9 protein-coding genes are annotated in these 16273 nt (G+C 77.1%); all 9 read right to left on the bottom strand.

Going from position 1 to position 16273, the window contains the following annotated elements:
* Positions 1–128: 128 nt before the first annotated feature.
* On the bottom strand, positions 129–1538 hold the full coding sequence (locus tag ACWPWW_RS04945; protein ID WP_454049222.1) for a hypothetical protein: 1410 nt from the start codon (positions 1536–1538) through the stop codon (positions 129–131).
* A gap of 35 nt (positions 1539–1573) precedes the next feature.
* Positions 1574–1864 (bottom strand): FHA domain-containing protein, encoded by a 291-nt coding sequence (locus ACWPWW_RS04950; RefSeq protein WP_454049223.1) that lies wholly within the window; start codon positions 1862–1864, stop codon positions 1574–1576.
* Positions 1753–3150 carry an RDD family protein gene (locus ACWPWW_RS04955; protein WP_454049224.1) on the bottom strand — a complete coding sequence of 466 codons (1398 nt, stop codon included), beginning with the start codon at positions 3148–3150 and terminating at the stop codon, positions 1753–1755. The genes ACWPWW_RS04950 and ACWPWW_RS04955 overlap by 112 nt, the downstream gene beginning before the upstream one ends.
* Positions 3147–5708: a transglutaminase-like domain-containing protein gene (locus tag ACWPWW_RS04960; protein WP_454049225.1), complete on the bottom strand. Its 2562-nt coding sequence runs from the start codon at positions 5706–5708 to the stop codon at positions 3147–3149. The genes ACWPWW_RS04955 and ACWPWW_RS04960 overlap by 4 nt, the downstream gene beginning before the upstream one ends.
* Positions 5705–6874 carry a DUF58 domain-containing protein gene (locus tag ACWPWW_RS04965; protein ID WP_454049226.1) on the bottom strand — a complete coding sequence of 390 codons (1170 nt, stop codon included), beginning with the start codon at positions 6872–6874 and terminating at the stop codon, positions 5705–5707. Before ACWPWW_RS04965 ends, ACWPWW_RS04960 begins: the two co-directional genes overlap by 4 nt.
* Before the next feature lie 37 nt (positions 6875–6911).
* The gene (locus ACWPWW_RS04970; RefSeq protein WP_454049227.1) at positions 6912–7865 is read right to left on the bottom strand and encodes an AAA family ATPase; all 954 of its coding nucleotides are present in this window, start codon (positions 7863–7865) and stop codon (positions 6912–6914) included.
* 97 nt (positions 7866–7962) lie between these two features.
* Complete coding sequence (locus ACWPWW_RS04975; RefSeq protein ID WP_454049228.1) at positions 7963–13839, bottom strand: Ig-like domain-containing protein; 5877 nt, start codon at positions 13837–13839, stop codon at positions 7963–7965.
* Positions 13836–15389, bottom strand: a complete 1554-nt coding sequence (locus ACWPWW_RS04980) for a protein kinase domain-containing protein (protein WP_454049229.1) — start codon at positions 15387–15389, stop codon at positions 13836–13838. Before ACWPWW_RS04980 ends, ACWPWW_RS04975 begins: the two co-directional genes overlap by 4 nt.
* Entirely contained in the window at positions 15386–16012 is a 627-nt protein-coding gene (locus ACWPWW_RS04985) for an FHA domain-containing protein (RefSeq protein WP_454049230.1), read from the bottom strand. Before ACWPWW_RS04985 ends, ACWPWW_RS04980 begins: the two co-directional genes overlap by 4 nt.
* Positions 16013–16273: the final 261 nt, after the last annotated feature.

A 16273-nucleotide genomic window follows, 5' to 3' on the forward strand; every position in this document is an offset into this window, starting at 1 on the left:
GGCCTAGAGGGCCTCGTCGCGGCGGCGAAGAAGGAGGTCGCGGCGCGTGAGCACGTCTGCACCATACCCCGCGGCTCCGGGCGGCCCGCAAGCGCTCAGCATCCGGACGCGCCACCGGAGCGGTCGGCTCACTCCAGGAGGATCAGCTCGTGGCGCGACCGCAGCACCAGGTGCCCGCCGACCGCGGTCACCGACCGGACGCCGTCCTCCAGCGGCAGCGCCCACTCCAGGGCGCCGTCCGCCAGCCGGCGGCCCTCGATGGTCGGCTCCCCCGAGGTGGCGCGGCCGGCACCCACGACGACCTGGCCGTCCGTCAGCGGTGCCCACCACATCAGCACGCGGACGGGCGACTCCCAGCGCGTCAGCCCGGTCCGCACGTCCACCACCTGGTAGCCGTCGACGCCCAGCAGCAGCAGGTGTCCGCCGGACTGCAGCCGCGCGGCGCGGTAGGTGTCGAGACGCCACAGCTCGTCGCCGTCCGGCACCGACCGGCCGACGAGCGACCCGCCCTCGTCCATCACCAGGACGTCCGGCGGGTCCCCGTCGCTGGCGGTCACGGCCGGCGGCAGCGAGCGCGAGGCGAACAGCAGCTCCCCGTGCCGGTCGCGGACCGCCCCGCCCTCGCCGCTCGACCAGGTCCCGAACACGTCACGGGAGAGGGCCCCGACGACGAACACGCTGGGCGGGGTCCTGCTGAGCTCCGTGCCGTCGACGGCGTCGAGCACGGTGGCGGACCAGCCCTGCACCAGGACGAACGAGTCGTTCACCCGCAGCTCCGACCCGGACACGATGCCCTCGCGCAGCCGCAGCGTCCCCGGCGACCGGTACCCCCACCGGCGGGCACCGTCCGTGCCCGCGTACCGGCCGACGCGCGCGTGCCCGTCGCCGCCGACCTCCATCAGCACCAGGTCGTCGCCCAGCCGCTCCGCCGCCGCGAGCCGGCCGGTCCGCGACCACGAGCCGATGATCTCCCCGGTGCCCGCGGCCAGCGCGAAGACGCGTGCCCACCGCTCCTCGGGTGCCGGGAAGGGCATCGGGTCGCGGGTCCACGGCTCCCCGGACACGACCGGCGGCTCGACGACGCAGAGCACGACGCCGCCCACGTCCCGGCCGTCGTTCGGGCACCCGGTCAGCGGACGTGTCCCGGCGACCGGGCCGAGGTCCCGCTGCCAGAGCTGCTCGCCGGTGACCTCGTCGAACGCGGTGACGCCGAACCGCCGGTCCTGGATCGCCGACACCACGAGCACGCCGGTCGCGGCCAGGACGTCGTCACCGCGGTCCACGGGTGCACGCCACCGCACCCACGGCGGGCCGTCGAGCGGTGCCAGCATCCCCGGCGTGACGGCCGACACCGGCGCGTCGGGGCTCGCCGCCCGCCCCACGGCGACCGCACCGCCGACGAGCAGCGCGAGCACCGCCAGCACGGCGGACCACCGGCGCCGCCGCCCGTGGGGCCGGGACCCGGGAGGGACCCGCGCGGAACGTGCCGGGCGCGCGGACGGGACGTCAGCGACGTCGACCAGCTCGACGTCCTGCATCCTCGCAGCAGACCGCGGCCGGCCCATGCGTCACTCTAGGACCGCAGGCTCACAGACAGCGCGACGTCGCCGAAGGCCACCAGGGAGCCGTCCGAGAGCCGCACCCGGCGGTCCGGGAGGCAGACGATCCGCTGCCCGTCGGCGAGGGTGACGAGCGTGCCGTTGGTGGAGCCGCGGTCCACGACCCAGGGGCCGTGCTCGTCCAGGCCCAGCATCAGGTGGGTCTTGGAGACCGACCGGCCGGGGTCCGCCACCGGGACGCTGAGCACGCCGGGCTGCGGGTCCGGGTTGCGGCCCACCAGCAGCGGCAGCTCCAGCGGGACCACCGTGCCGTCGGGGAGGCGGACGGCCCAGCCGACGACGTCCTGCGGCCCCCGGGGGGCGGACGGAGCGGGCGGGGCGGGAACGCCTCGGGCGGCAGGGAGTGGGCCGGTGGCGTGGGTGCGGAGGGTGGGAACGGCGCCGCGCCGGGGACCGGCTGCGGTGCCGGGGCGGGCGCGAGCGGCCCCGGGACGGCGTCGGGGTGGACGGGCGGGTCGGCGGGGACCGCGTGCCTGCCGGTCCGCGTCGAGGCGGACCCGCCGGCGTCCGGCGCGGCCGGTGCGGGCGCCGACCAGCCACCAGGCGCAGGGGCCGCGGCCGGCCAGGCACCGGGCGCCGGGGCCGGCCAGGCACCGGGCGCCGGGGCCGGGGCCGGCGAGGCACCGGACGCGGGGGCGGAGGCCGGCCAGGCGGCGGGCACGGGAGCCGGAGCCATGGGCGGCGCGGGCTCGGACGCCGCGACGGGCGCGGGCGCGGGCGCCGGCGCGGGGACCACCGGGATCTGCCGCGTGTCGAGGTCCGGCCCGAGCCCCGGCGCCCGCAGGGGCGGCAGGACGAGCCCGGGCGCGTCGAGCTGGCGCTCCGCAGCGAGGGTCGACCAGCGCGTGCGCGCCGGCTCGTCGGGCACGGGTGCGGGCGCCGGTGCGGGTGCGGGTGCGGGCGCCGGTGCCAGGTCAGCGGGGGCCGCGGGCGCCGCGGCACCCGCGGGAGGCACGTCCGCCGCGCGGCCGCCGCGGTCCCACGACTCCACCCGGCGTGCCGTCACCAGGCCGCGGACGTCGACCACGACCGCCTCGCCGACGCGGTCGTGCCAGCCGCGGTGCCGGCCGGTGCCGTCGAACAGCGGCGAGAGCAGCACGACCAGCTGCCCCACCCCGCAGGCGAGGGCGCCGAGCGCCACGACCAGCGCGCGGACGAGCGCCCGTCCGAGCCCGATCGGGTGCCCGGTCCGCACGTCGACCGTGCGCAGGCCGACGACCCGGCGGCCCACGGTCCAGCCCCGGGTGCCCTGGTTCCACCACTGGAACCCGCCCCAGGCGAGCAGCAGCACGGCCCCGACCGCGAGCAGCACGGCGCTCGGCGCTGCGGACGCGGTCGCCGGGGCGGAGCCGGTCGAGCCGGCGCTCGACGCGGCGCGGGCGGAGGCGACGAGCGCGGGCAGCAGCGCGAGCCACAGCGGTGCCGCGGCGATCGCCGTCAGCACGCCGTCGACCAGCCACGCGGCCACGCGGCGGCCCAGCGGTGCCGGGGGCGCCCCGTACGTGCCGCCGCTGCCCGTGGTGGTGCTCATCGGTCTGCTCCTGTGCTTTCGCCTGCTCGTCGTGCCTGTCGCTGCTGCGCCGCGCCCGCTCGTGCCCCGCGTCGCGCCGCGCGGCGCAGGGACCGGGTCGTGACCCGTCCCCGCCAGCGCTGCTTGCGGGGCGTGGCGGCGCGCATCCGGGCCAGCGCCTCGTCCACCTGCGCCCAGTACGCCCGGGCGTCGGCGGCCGTCGGCTCGCCGGAGCCGAACACGGCGGCGTCGGCCCGGTCGGCCAGCGCGATGACGGCCGTCCCGGCCTCGGCACCCGCCGCCGAGGGGACGGGTGCCGGCGCCTTCTTCCGCTCGCGTCGGCCGGCCGGCTGCTCCGGCACGGGCACCGTGGTGAACCCGTCGTGCAGCGCGCGGGCGCCCTCGCGGCGGGTGGCGACCGGGTCGACGTCACGCCGCAGGTCGGTCGCGAGGTCGAGCACCTCCTGCCAGCCGCCGACCACGCGCCGGAGCGGCTGCGGGTCACGCCGGCGGCGCCGGCGACGGCGCGCCTTGAGCGCGGCGATCACCAGGAACGGAGCGAGCAGCAGCAGCACCAGGCCGGAGCCGGCTGCGACGCCGATGGCGATCCGCTGCCACAGCGCGACGGACGCGTCGTCCTGACTGTCCTGGGTCTGGCCCTGCTCGGTGTCGTCCTCCGGCGGGTCCACCGGGTCGGCGGGCGGCGGCGGGGGCTGCGCCACCTGCGGCTCGGGGTCGGCCTGGCTCGTCTCGGTCTCGTCCTGCGGCGTCTGGCTCTCGGGCGGGGTCGGGTCGAAGGTCACCCAGCCGTAGCCCTCGAACGCGATCTCCACCCAGGCCCGGACGTCGGCACCGGTCACGGCGACGGGCGCGTCGGGGTCGACGTCCGCGTCCGCGACGGGCTCGCCGTCCTCGTCCTCGTACGGCGCGAAGCCCATGACCACGCGCGCCGGCAGGCCCATCTCCCGCGCCATGAGCGCCATCGCGGAGGCGTACTGCTCGTCGTCGCCGACCATGAGGTCGCCGCCCAGCAGCGTCGCGACGCGGTCCGCGCCGTGCCCCGAGAGCGAGGGGTAGTCGCCCTGGTCGGCGAGGCCGTGCGAGAAGAAGCCGCGCTCGGCCAGCGTCTGCTCGAGCGCGCGGGCCACCGCGACCGGCGTCTCCGCGTCGCGGGCCGCGTCGGAGGCGGCGGCGACCACCGCGTCGGGCACGGCCTGCGGCTCGGGCAGGTCCAGGCTGCGGCCCGCGGCGGAGCCGATCTGCTCGTCGTCGGGCTCGGCCGGGACGACGGCGTCGAGCGTGTAGGTCATGCCCGGGTCGAGCCCGCCGGTCAGCACCGCGGCGCCCGTCGCGTCGTTGAACCGCAGCCGCGACTGGGCCTCGGTGTCGTCGAACCGGACGGAGACGGCCTCGCCGACGGTCGGCAGCCACACCCCGCCGAGCTCGCCGACCTGGACCTGGACGTCGACGCGCGTGCCGCCGCTGCCGGAGGCCGCCACGGCGTCCGCGGCCTCGGCGGCCTGCTCGCTGACGGTCTCCCCCACCCGGCGGAACTCGCCCGACGCGCGGGACGAGCCGTCGCCCGCGACGTTCCACACGACGCCGTCGAACCGGTCGAAGGTCGCGAGCCGGACGCGGGCGCCCTCGGGCAGCCCCTGGACGGTGAACAGCTCGACGGTGTCGTCGTCCTTGACGTAGGCGCGGAACGCGGACAGGGGGCTGGCGTAGTCGCGCGGGTCGAACGGCGGGACGAGGGCGTCACGCAGCACGTACCGGTCCCGCTGGGCCTCGACCACGGTCGCGGCTCCGACGCCGGCGCCGGCCGCGAGGGCGACCAGGACCACGACGGCGACCGGCCGGCGGGCGCGCAGCCGGCCCGAGCGCCACGACGCCCACACCAGCAGGGCCACCGCGACCGCCGTGCCGACGGCGGCGGGTGCCACGGTGGTGTGCGTGCCGAGCAGCACCGCGCCGGCCAGGACGACGGGCGGCAGCACGGCGGCCGCGGGCGCCGCACGACCGGTGCCGAGGGCGAGGCGGACGGCCACGGCGGTCCCGACCACGGCGAGCAGGTAGGGCGGGACCAGCAGCCAGCCCGAGCCGCCGAGCGGTGGCTGGAGCGTCAGGACGTCCTTCCAGCCGAGCGCCGAGCCGCGGACCACCGCGACGACGGACGCCGGGGTGGGCACCACGCCGCCGAGCGTGTCGGCCGGGGTCGCGAGCGGCCCGCCGGCCAGCACCACGGCGGCGAGCAGCACGGCGGTCGTCACCGGCGGCGACCAGCGCGCCCAGGCGGCCAGCACGCCGACGGCCACGCCGAGCAGCACGCCCCCGAGCACGGGGACCAGGAGGACGGCGCCGCCGTAGACGGGGACCAGGGGGGTCAGCGCGGCGAGCACCGCGCCGGCGAGCACGAGGACGTCGACCACGCCGCGCAGGCCGCGCGGGACGCCGCGGACGGTGCGCTCGGTGCGGGCGGGCTGCCCCGAGCCGCCGGTGCCGCGGCGCGGACGGGTCGGCGGCGGGGGCGGCGGAGCGGGGGCGGCCACGGGCGGCGCCGTCTGCGTGGTGGCGCTCATGCCGAGGCCGCCAGACGCAGGGCGCGGGGCAGGTCGTCCAGCGCCCCGAGGCGCACCAGGCTGAGGCCGCGCTGCGTGCGCACCTCCACCTCGGCTCCGGGGACGCAGCTGACGACCAGCGTGCGGGTGCCCTCGGGCACGTGCCGGGCCGCGGCGCGCAGGTCGGCGTCCGGGACGACCGAGCCGGTGACCAGGAACGCGAGCGTCACGTCGGGAGCCTCCCGGGCGATCCGGCGACCGAGCAGGCTCGAGGCGGTGCCGTCGGGGCCGCAGACGATGGCGGAGCAGTCGTCGAGGAACGGGCGGCGCGCGGTGGTGCGGACCCGGCCGGCGCCCGCGAGGACCTCGAGCGGGTGCTCGTCCGCGAGGACCTGCACGCCGAGCGAGGCGACGACGCTCACGGCCAGCTCCAGCTCGGCGTCGTCGTGGCCGTGCCGGTAGTCGCGGGCGTCGGTCGCGAGCGCGACGGCCGTCTGCGTGCGCCGGGTGTCCTCGTACTGCTTCACGGTCAGCTGACCCCGGCGGGCCGTCGACTTCCAGTGGATCGACCGCCGGTCGTCGCCGACGACGTAGTCGCGCAGCGCGTGGAACGCCAGGTCCATGTCGGACAGGTCGCGGGTGGACCCGCCCTCGAGGTCGCGCAGCAGGCCGGCGTTGGCGCCGGTGAGCATGACGACCCGCGGGTGCACGTACAGCTCCTCCGAGCCGGTGGTCACGGCGTGCCGCACGGCCAGCCCGAGCGGGTCGCCACGGACCGCGCGCACGGGCCCGACGGTCACGACGGCGCGCCGGTCGGTGGGCACGGCGAACAGCTCCTCGTGCTCCTCCCCGGGTCCGAGCGCGGGCACGTCGAGCTCGGCCCGCCCGGCACCCACCTGCAGCTCCAGCCGCACGGCGCGCGTGCGACGCGTGCCCGGCGCGGAGACGACGACGCCGCCGAAGGCCCGCTCCCCCACGCGTACGCGGCGGTCGGCGAGGTCCAGGCGCACGGACTGCGGCAGCCGGCCCCAGGTCATCGCGACCGCGACGAGCACCGCGACGACGCCGACCGCGCCCGCGGATGCGAGCTCCACCCAGCCGAGCAGCACGCCGACGACGGCGGCGGCGAGGCCCAGCAGCCCCGCACCCCAGCCGACGCCGGACAGCCGGGTCCGCGACCGCCTCACGCCGCGCCCCGCCGGTGCACCCCCACGTGGACCCTCCTCACGCGCGCGCCACCGGCGGCGGCGTCGCGGACAGGACGCGCTCGACGACCTGGGTCGTCGTCGCGCCGAGGAAGTCGGCCTCCGGGTCGAGCACCAGGCGGTGCGCGAGCACCGGCACCGCGAGCTCCTTGATGTCGTCCGGGATCACGTACGCCCGGCCCGCGGCGGCCGCCTGGACGCGCGCGCAGCGCACCAGCGCCAGGCCGCCGCGGACGCTCGCGCCGAGCGCGGTCTGCGGGTCCTCGCGGGTGCCCTCGATCAGGCGGGCGACGTAGTCGAGCACCGAGCCGTCGCAGTGCACGGTCTGCGCGAGCTCCGCCATCTCCACCATGCCCGCGGTCGTGACGACGGCGTCGAGCGTGCGGGTCCGGTCCCGGTTGCCCGACAGGATCTCCACCGTCGCCGTGCGGTCCGGGTAGCCGAGCGACGTGCGGACCAGGAACCGGTCCAGCTGCGCCTCGGGCAGCCGGTAGGTGCCCGCCTGCTCGATCGGGTTCTGCGTCGCGATCACCACGAACGGCCGGCCGACGGGGTGGGTGTCGCGGTCGACGGTGACGTGCCCCTCCTCCATCACCTCCAGCAGCGCGGACTGGGTCTTCGGCGAGGCGCGGTTGATCTCGTCCGCGAGCAGCACCGAGGTGAACACCGGGCCGGGGTGGAACTGGAACACGCGAGCGCCCTGGTCCCAGATCGTCACGCCGGTGACGTCGCTCGGCAGCAGGTCCGGGGTGAACTGGATGCGCTGGTGCGTGCCCTGCACCGACGCCGCGATCGCCTTGGCGAGCGACGTCTTGCCCGTGCCGGGCGCGTCCTCGAGCAGCACGTGACCCTCGGCGACCATCGCCGTCAGCACCAGCCGCACGGGGCGGTCGGCGCCCAGCACGGCGCGGGAGACGTTCGCGACCAGGTTCGTGAACGTCTCGGCGAACCAGGCGGACTGCTCGGGGGTCATCGGGTGCTCGTCTCCAGTCTGGTGCTGCGGGCGCGGTGCGGTGGTGCGAGTCGTGCTGGTGGTGCGGGTGCCGGTCATCCGATCGGCAGGGCGGGGCTCATCCCGAGGAACCCTCGCCGGGCGGCTGCGGGTCGGTCGGCTCCTCGGGTTCGGGCTGCGGCTCCGTCCACGACACCCGCTGCGTGACCTCGGACCACGGGCCCCACCCCGCCGAGGTGTGCGCACGGACGCGCAGCGTCAGGTCGACCGGGTTGGACACGTTCGCCGAGCCGGACAGCCCCACCGTCACGTTGGTCGCCGCACCCGGGTCCGGGCTGGTGATCGTCTCCCAGGGCCGGCCCCACCCCGACAGCGCGAACTCGTAGTCGTCCACGGCGTTCCCGCCCTGGTCGGTCGGCGGGTTCCACCCGAGCTGCGCCTGGTCCGGACGCCCGGAACCGCTCGACGCGGAGGTGCTGAACGACAGACCGGTCGGCGCAGCCGGCAGGGTGCGGGCGGGGCTCGACTGCACGCTCATCGCCGGCCCGGTCGGGCCGCACCCGCGCAGGTTGCAGGCCCGGACGCTCACCGAGAGCGACCCACCGCCGACCAGGCCGTTGATCCGCGCGGAGCGCTCGCCCCGCATCTCGACGGACCCCGCGGAGGTGGTGACCTCGTACCCGGTGATCCACGAGCCGTTGCCGCTGGCCGCGTCCCACTGCACGTCCACCCAGCCGTTCCCGGCCGCGGAGTCGGTCGACGAGCGGGTGATCTGGGGCTGGCCCGGAGCGGACGGCACGTCGTAGGCGCGTCCGGTCGTCGTCACCGTGGCCGACTCACCCGCCTTGTTCTCGGCCCGGAGCCGGAAGGTGATCTCCGTGTCGTTGGGCACCGAGAGCGAGTACTGCGTCTGCGTCGCGGGCAGCCGCTCCGTGCGGTTCGTGCCGCCGCCGGAGACCTGCAGGACGTACGTCAGCGGGTCGCCGTTGTCGGACGGCGAGGGGTTCCACGAGACCTGGAGCTGCTGGGACGCGGTCGACTGGACCGCCCCCTCGGAGAACGACGGCGCGTCGGGCTTCCCGGCAGGCACCTGGGTCGCCGACAGCGCGCTGAACGCGCTCGGCTCCGGCGCGCGGTTGTGCGCCCGCACCTGCACGGAGTACGCGGTGCCGTTGGTGAGGCCGCGGAAGGTGTACGAGGTCCCCGACGTGGTGACCGTCGCCGAGCCGCCCGCGGGCGCCGGCGAGAGCATCAGCGTGTACGAGGTCACCGGCGAGCCGGTGGTCTCCGGCGGGGTCCAGCGCGCGGTCAGCTCGCCGTCGCCGAACCCGTCCCAGACCGGTGCGGCCGGGGTCGACGGCACGGCGTCGGGCCGGGCGGTGGCGGACGGCGGGCTCGGGTCGGACCAGTCGACCGCGTTCCTGGCGGCGACGCTGAACGTGTACTCGGTGTTGTTGGTCAGCCCGTCGATGGTGCACGTGGTGCTGGCGCACTCGTACACGCGCCCGCCGGGCGTCGCGACCACGCGGTAGCCGGTGATCGGCTCGCCGCGGCCGTCCGGCGCCGTCCACGACAGCACCACGGTGGAGTCCCGGACCTCGCCGACCCGCGGTGCCGCGGGGGTCGCGGGCTTGCCGCGCACCCGCAGGGTGATGCTGGCGGCGACCTCGCGGGCGCTGTCGTCGGTGGCGTCCCGGACCCGCACCCGCACGACCATCTGCCCGACCAGGTCGGCGGTGGGCCGCACGACGACGTTGTCGCCCGCGACGCTGGCCGTGCCGGTGCCGGGGGTCTCGACGGTGACGCCCACGATGCGCAGCGGCTGGTCGGGGAACGGGTTGAACGCCCCGCTGAGGATGTCGACGACCGAGTCGCGGCCCTGCACGGCGTCGTTGACCTCGCGGCTCGGCACGGTCGCCGTGCGGCGCGTGCTGGCGATCGTCCGGAGGTCGACCTGCACGTCCATGGTCCCGGCGCGCCCGTAGCCGAGCTGGAGCTGGAGCGTGCCGCGGGTGCCCTTCGGGGTGCCGACGTCCGAGGCGACGCTCAGGCGCGTGCCGTCGAGCGTGGCGGAGAAGCCCGCGGGGACCGCCGAGGCGATCCGGTAGGTGAAGGTGTCCGAGCCGGACGCGCCCTCGACGCCGCGCGTGAAGGCGAGCAGGTCGACCGTCACCGGCGCCTCCCCGGGTCCGACCTCGAGCGTGGAGGGGACGAACGTCGGCGGGTAGTCGTCGAGCGTGTAGACGGTGATCGGCAGCGTGATGACCGACGTGCGGGCGGAGGTGTCCCCCGGCCCGGTCCGGTCGGTGACGGGCACGGTGATCGACGCGGGGCCGACGTAGCCGGCCGCCGGCGTGAACCGGACGGTGGTCGAGTCGGCCACGAGCGACGAGCCGTCGGACCGGGTGGCGGTGACGGCGGTCGGGTCCTCGACCTGCGCGGTGCGGCCGGGGGCGACCTGGACCTGCTCGCCGAGCGGGATGGTCAGCGTCTCGCCGCCCGCGACGCGGAGCTCGGGCGCGCGCGGCCGGGCCGTCGGCGGGAAGAACCCGAGCGCCGGCACGGAGATGAACGCGTACGCGCGGACGTTCTCCGCGGTGGTGTTGGTCAGCAGGTACGGGATGGTCTGCGCGGTCTCGGCCAGCGTGACGGTCACGGTGCCGTCGGCGCGGACCGTGGCCACGTCGGCGGCGCTGGCGGGGACCGAGACCCGCAGGTCGCTCAGCGGCCCGCTCGGGTTCTGCGCGACACCGAGCACGTCGACGTCGACGCTGGTCCGGCCGACGGTGTCGACCGGCGGCACGACGACGTCGCGCGGGACGGGCGCGAGGACCGGGGCCTCCGGGTCGACCGTGACGGACAGGGTCGCGCCGGCGCGCACGCCCAGCTCGTTCTGGGCGGTGTAGCCGACGTTGTGCACGCCGGCGGCCTCGCCCTCGACGACGACGCGGCTGCCCGCGACGGTCGCGCTGACGCCGGGATCGGCCTCCAGGTCCTCGAGGAGCGCGAGGTCGCCGCCGGAGACGTCGGTGTCGTTCTCCAGCACGCGGACCTCGACGGACTGGCCGGGGCGGACGGTGACGGCGTCGTCCCGGGCGACGACCCGGTTGCTGTCCCCGGGCCGCGCGGCGATGCCGACCCGGACGGTCGCGACGGCCCGCTGGCCGGTCCAGTCCTCGACGGCGTAGGTGAACTGGTCGGTGCCGGCCTCGCCGGGCAGCGCCTCGTACTCGAGGTAGTCGGCGCCGACGGTCGTGACCCGGCCCTTGGTGCCGGCGGACGCGACGCCCAGCAGCGTCAGGCCGTCGCCGTCGGAGTCGACGCCGACCAGCGGCACCGGGATCCGCACCGTCTCCCCGGCGAACACCCGGGCGGTGAGCGCGCGCGGCCGCGGCGGCGCCTTGGTGGCCGGGTCGGACTCGTGCACGCGCACGGTGACGGTGGCGGCGGTCTCGTTGCCGGTGGAGTCGCGCACCACGAACGTGGCGTGCACCGTCATCGGCTCGGACGGCGCCTGGTACCGCAGCACGTCGCCGGCGACGAAGAGCAGCCCCTGCCCGTCGCCCAGCGGCTCGGCGAACTCGGTCTTGAGCGAGATCAGGTCGCCGTCGGGGTCGTACGCCTCCTCCAGCACGGGGACGGTGACGACGCCGCCGGTCCGCACGTCGGCCGTGGCGTTCGGCACGACGGGCGGCTGGGAGGTCGACGACGCGGGCACCGGGGACACGAGGATCTCCCCCGTCGACGACGCGGTGCCGTTGGAGACGACGTACTGCAGGGTGACCGGCTCGGTCAGCGCGCCGACGGCGGAGATGGTGACGAGCTCCCGCTGCCGGACGGCGACGCGGAGGCCGTCGGGCGCGTCGACGCTCTGCAGCACCAGGACGCCACCGGCGGGGTCGGTGTCGTTGGCCAGCGGGTTCACGGTGGTCTCGCCGCCGGCGGGCAGCCACGCGCGGTCCTGCACGGCGACGGGCGGTTCGGGCTGCTCGGGCCGCTCCCGCACGTCGATGCGGGCCACGCCGATGACCTGCTGCGGCGCCGCGGTCACCGTGAACGTGACGTAGAAGGTGGCGGCCTGGGCGGCGCGGAACGTGAAGGTCCCCGCCTCGAGGTCCGGGCTGATCGTCGTGCCGGCGAGGTCCTCGACGCCCGCGAGCCGCGGCTGCTCGGCGCCGAACGACCGGACGGCGTCCAGCGGCCGCACGACGACGTCCTGGTCGACGTAGGTGACCGCGTGCACCGGGTCGATCTGCAGCGGGAGCGAGCCCGGCGCCCGGACGTCCACGTCCACCGTGCCCTCGGCGCTGGACACGCCGTCGGAGACGACGACGTGCACGACGGTCCGGCCCAGCTGCCCGCCGTCGGCGACGTAGGTCAGCGTGCCGTCCTGCCGGAACCGCGCCGTGCCGGACTCCGCGGCGGCGGACACCAGCGTGAGGGGGTCGCCGTCCGGGTCGGAGAAGTCGGAGAGCACCGGGTAGGTCGCGGTCGCGCCCTGCTCGACGCGGATCTCGCCCGTGCGCTCCTGGACCGGCGGCTCGTCCTGGCCCGGCGCGCGCACGGTCAGCGTGACCTGCGCGGTCGAGGGGGCGGTGGCGCCGCGGCCGTCGCTGATCGAGTAGGAGAACGTCACGGAGCCGGAGGCGCCCGCGGGGACGGTGATCTGCAGCGCCCGGCCGCCGTACACCTGCTGGAGCGTGCCGAACTCGGCCGGCAGCGGGTCGACCTCGCTCAGCACGAGGATGCCGCAGTCGGACGAGGTGTCGTTGTCGATGACCGGCAGGATCGTGGTGCGCCCGGCGCGGACGCCGAACGCGTCGTCGACGGCGCTGGGTGCGGCGCTGGTGGGCGAGCACTCGGGGACCAGCTCCTGCGTGGTGCGGTCGCCCTCGGCCTGGTCGGTCTCGTCCTCGGGCTGCTCCTCGGGGACGACGTCGGACCAGTCGGGCTCGCGCACCTCGGTGTCCTCGAGCGGCAGCCACAGCCGGCCGTCGACGGTCTCGTTCAGGGCGACGACCTGCCGGTTCACCCGGAACACCAGCCGGTCGGCGCTGGTGACGCCGGACAGGTCGAGGACCCGGGGCGCGCCGTCGGCGCAGAGCTCGAGGTAGTTCTGCGTCGCGGTCGGCCACGCGGCGTGCGCGCAGGTGCCGACCCGCACCGGGGCCGCGGGGGTGCCGCCGCCGCCGGCCTCGTGCTCGGCCGTCACCTCGCCGGAGGACAGGGCGACCTCGAGCAGGCCGGTGCTGCCCGCGACGAGGGCGGTGCTCGCCGTGGGGCCGGGCTGCTGCAGCACGGGCTGCCCGATCCCGAGGCTGCTGGAGCCGCCGGGCGTGCGGACGGTGTCCCCGTCGAGCGCGACCGGCACGTCGCCGACCGCGGTGAGCGCGTCCACGGGGCCGTCGAACGCCGGTGCCTCCTCGGCGTCGGCGGGTCCGCCGGCGGCCGGGGTCAGGCGCGTGACCTCGCCGGTCTCCCCCGCGACCGCGAACGCGACGCCGGCGGTGGACGCGACGACGAGACCACCGGGACCGACGTCGGCGTCCGGCTCGTCGGCGGCCACCTGCAGCAGCGGGAGGTCGTCGAACGAGCGGACCCACGCCTGCCCGTCGGTGTCCATGACGGCCACGGTGCCGCCGGCCATGGAGACCTGCGCGCCGGCGGGCACGGCGACCTGCGCGGCCGCGGTCACGCCCGCGGGGTCCACGACGGTCACGGTGCCGGCCTCGACGATCAGGACGTCGCCGCCGTCCTGGAGGACGTCGAACTCGGAGCTGCTCGCGACGAGCCCGGCGTTGAGCTCCTCGACCTGGGCGTTGTAGCGGCCGACCTGGAGCGTGCTCGTGGAGGTCAGCCACACGGCGCCGTCGTTCAGGTCGACCTGCGCGAGCGGGAACCCGGGGTTGACCAGGGCGAGCGTCGCGATCACGGCGGGCACGGTGACGACCGCCGCCGTCGAGGCGACGCGACGCCGGTTCCAGGTGGGCCTCACGGTGCGCACCCCTCGGCGGGCACGGCGGAAGCGCGCCGGTCGGCACGGACCACGGAGACCTCGATGCAGACCTCGCCGGTGCCGGCGTCGGCCGCGGGCACGGTCACGCGCTGCTCCTCGACCAGCTGCAGCACCGGCTCGCCCGTCGCGGTGCGCACGCCCCACAGGTACGTGTCGCCGTCCTGCTCGTCGGGGTTGGTCCACGTGAACGCGACGCTGCCGTCGGCCTGGCGCGCGCCGAACAGGTTGGTCGGCGACGGGACGGTCGCGGCGACGGTGCCCGCCGGTCCCGGGAACTCGGAGCCCGCGTCCGGCGCGGGCGCGGCGTCGGGACGGTTCGCCAGCACGACCACGGCGACGACCGCGGCCGCGATCGCCAGCACGGAGCCGACGGCGGCCAGCACGCGCCCGGTGCGGCCGCGCGCCGGTGCGCCCGGGCTGACCTCGTGCAGGACGGGCGGCGGGACGTCGGTGCCGGGGACGGGCGCGTCCGCCTGCACCGTCACCACCGGACGCAGGCGGGTGGCCTCGGGGCCCGCGCCGACGTCGAGCGGCGGGCCCACGGGCACGGTGGTCCGGACGACGGGTGCGGGCGCCACCTCGACGACCGAGCGGACCCGTGTGGCGTCGGCCGGGGCCGCCCCGCCCTGGGCCGCCGGACCGCCCGGCACGGTGCTGCCCGGGTCCTCGTCGACGTCGAGCGGGGTCAGCGGCAGGCCGAGGTCCGCCTGGACGGCGCGCAGGTCCTGCGCCAGGTCGACGGCGCGCGCGTGCCGCAGCTGCGGCTCCCGGGCCATCGCCCGCGCCAGCACGGTGCGCAGGCGGTCCGGCACGTCGTCGCGGGTGAACGGCACCGGTGCACCGCGCTCGATCCGGCCGACCAGGTCGGCGGCCTCGTTCCCGCCGCCGGGACGCTCGAACGGCGACCGGCCCGCGAGCGCGGAGAACAGCGTCGCCGCGAGCGAGTACACGTCAGACCGCGCGTCGCCGTGCGGCTCGGCCGCCAGCAGCTCGGGCGCGGCCCACGGGATGGACATGCCGACGGCCGGGCCGCCCGAGTCGACCGTCGACGCGATGCCGAAGTCCGTGAGCACGGGCCGGCCGAAGTCGTTGGTCAGGACGTTGCCGGGCTTGATGTCCCGGTGCAGGATCCCGGCGCGGTGCGCGGTCTCGACGGCGGACGCCAGCCGGACGCCGAGCTCGAGCACCTCGTCGACCGAGAACCGCTCGGCGCGGTACCGCTGCCCGAGGCCGGGCCGCGAGCAGTACTCCATCACCAGGTACGGCCGGCCGTCCGCGGCCACCCCCGCCTGGTAGACCGTCACGATCGACGGGTGGTGCGAGAGCCGCGCGGTCAGGTCCGCCTCGCGCTCGAACGCCTCGCGCGTGCCCGCGTCGACGCCCCCGAGCAGCACCTTGACGGCCACCGTGCGCCGCGGCAGCTCCTGGTCGTACAGGAACACGTCCGCGGATCCCCCCGCACCCAGCAGCCGCTGCACCGTGTACCCGGGGAGGTGCGGCGGCTGCGAGGCCTCACGACGACGACTCACGCACCCGGCTCCACGGTGAACGTCACGCCGTCGCCCAGGTCGACGAGGTCGCCCTCGGCGACGGCCACGGGCTCGCCGGCGGTGATGCGCCGCGGCGGCAGCCCGCCGCCGGCGACGGTGATGCCGTTGGTCGAGTACAGGTCGGTGACCAGCACCCGGCCCAGCTCGAGGCGCACCTCGGCGTGCGTCCGGGAGATGTCCTGCTCCGGGCTCGGCACGGTCACGAGGCGCGCGTCGGCACCGTCGGGCGCGCGGTCGGCCTGCGGCGCGCGGCCGATCAGGACGACGCCGTCGACGGGCACGCGGGCGCCGGTGGACAGGGCGAGGCGCGGCACCGGGGCGTGCGTGGTGCCGGCGGCCGGGCCGGTGCCCGTGCTCAGGGGCGTCGCGCCGAACGGGCCGGGCGCCGGCGCGGGCGACGGCAGGACGGGGCCGGACGGCCAGTCGCCGGTCTGCGAGACGGCCCAGGACGGCAGGTGCTGCCGGATCGAGGCGAGCTCGCCGCTGAGGATGGTCAGGCCGTCGTGGTCGTCCGCGGAGGCGGGTGCGGGCAGCGCGGGCGCCGGCGGGGCCGGCGGGACGAACGGCTCGCGGGCGGCGGGCACGTCGGCGGCCTCGGGCACGCCGGTGACGGGCGGGGCGGCCGGTGCCGCGGGGAACGCCGGGAACGACGGCGTGGGCGCGGGCGCGACTCGTCGTGCTCCACCACCTCGGCGGGCGCCTCGTCAGCGGGCGCCTCCTCGGCCGCGGTCTGCTCGGCGGGGGTCTGCTCGGCGGGGGTCTGCTCGGCGGGGGTCTGCTCGGCGGGGGCCTCCTCGACCACCTCGGCCTCGACCAGGCCCCCTCGACGACCTCGGCGGGGACGGGCCCGCCCTCGACGACCT

Source organism: Cellulomonas sp. Marseille-Q8402, from assembly GCF_965119525.1.

Bases quoted from the DNA above. Each gene is read 5' to 3' on its own strand.
- ACWPWW_RS04945 (WP_454049222.1), bottom strand. From the start codon at position 1,538: ATGCAGGACGTCGAGCTGGTCGACGTCGCTGACGTCCCGTCCGCGCGC.
- ACWPWW_RS04960 (WP_454049225.1), bottom strand. From the start codon at position 5,708: ATGAGCGCCACCACGCAGACGGCGCCGCCCGTGGCCGCCCCCGCTCCG.
- ACWPWW_RS04970 (WP_454049227.1), bottom strand. From the start codon at position 7,865: ATGACCCCCGAGCAGTCCGCCTGGTTCGCCGAGACGTTCACGAACCTG.
- ACWPWW_RS04955 (WP_454049224.1), bottom strand. From the start codon at position 3,150: ATGAGCACCACCACGGGCAGCGGCGGCACGTACGGGGCGCCCCCGGCA.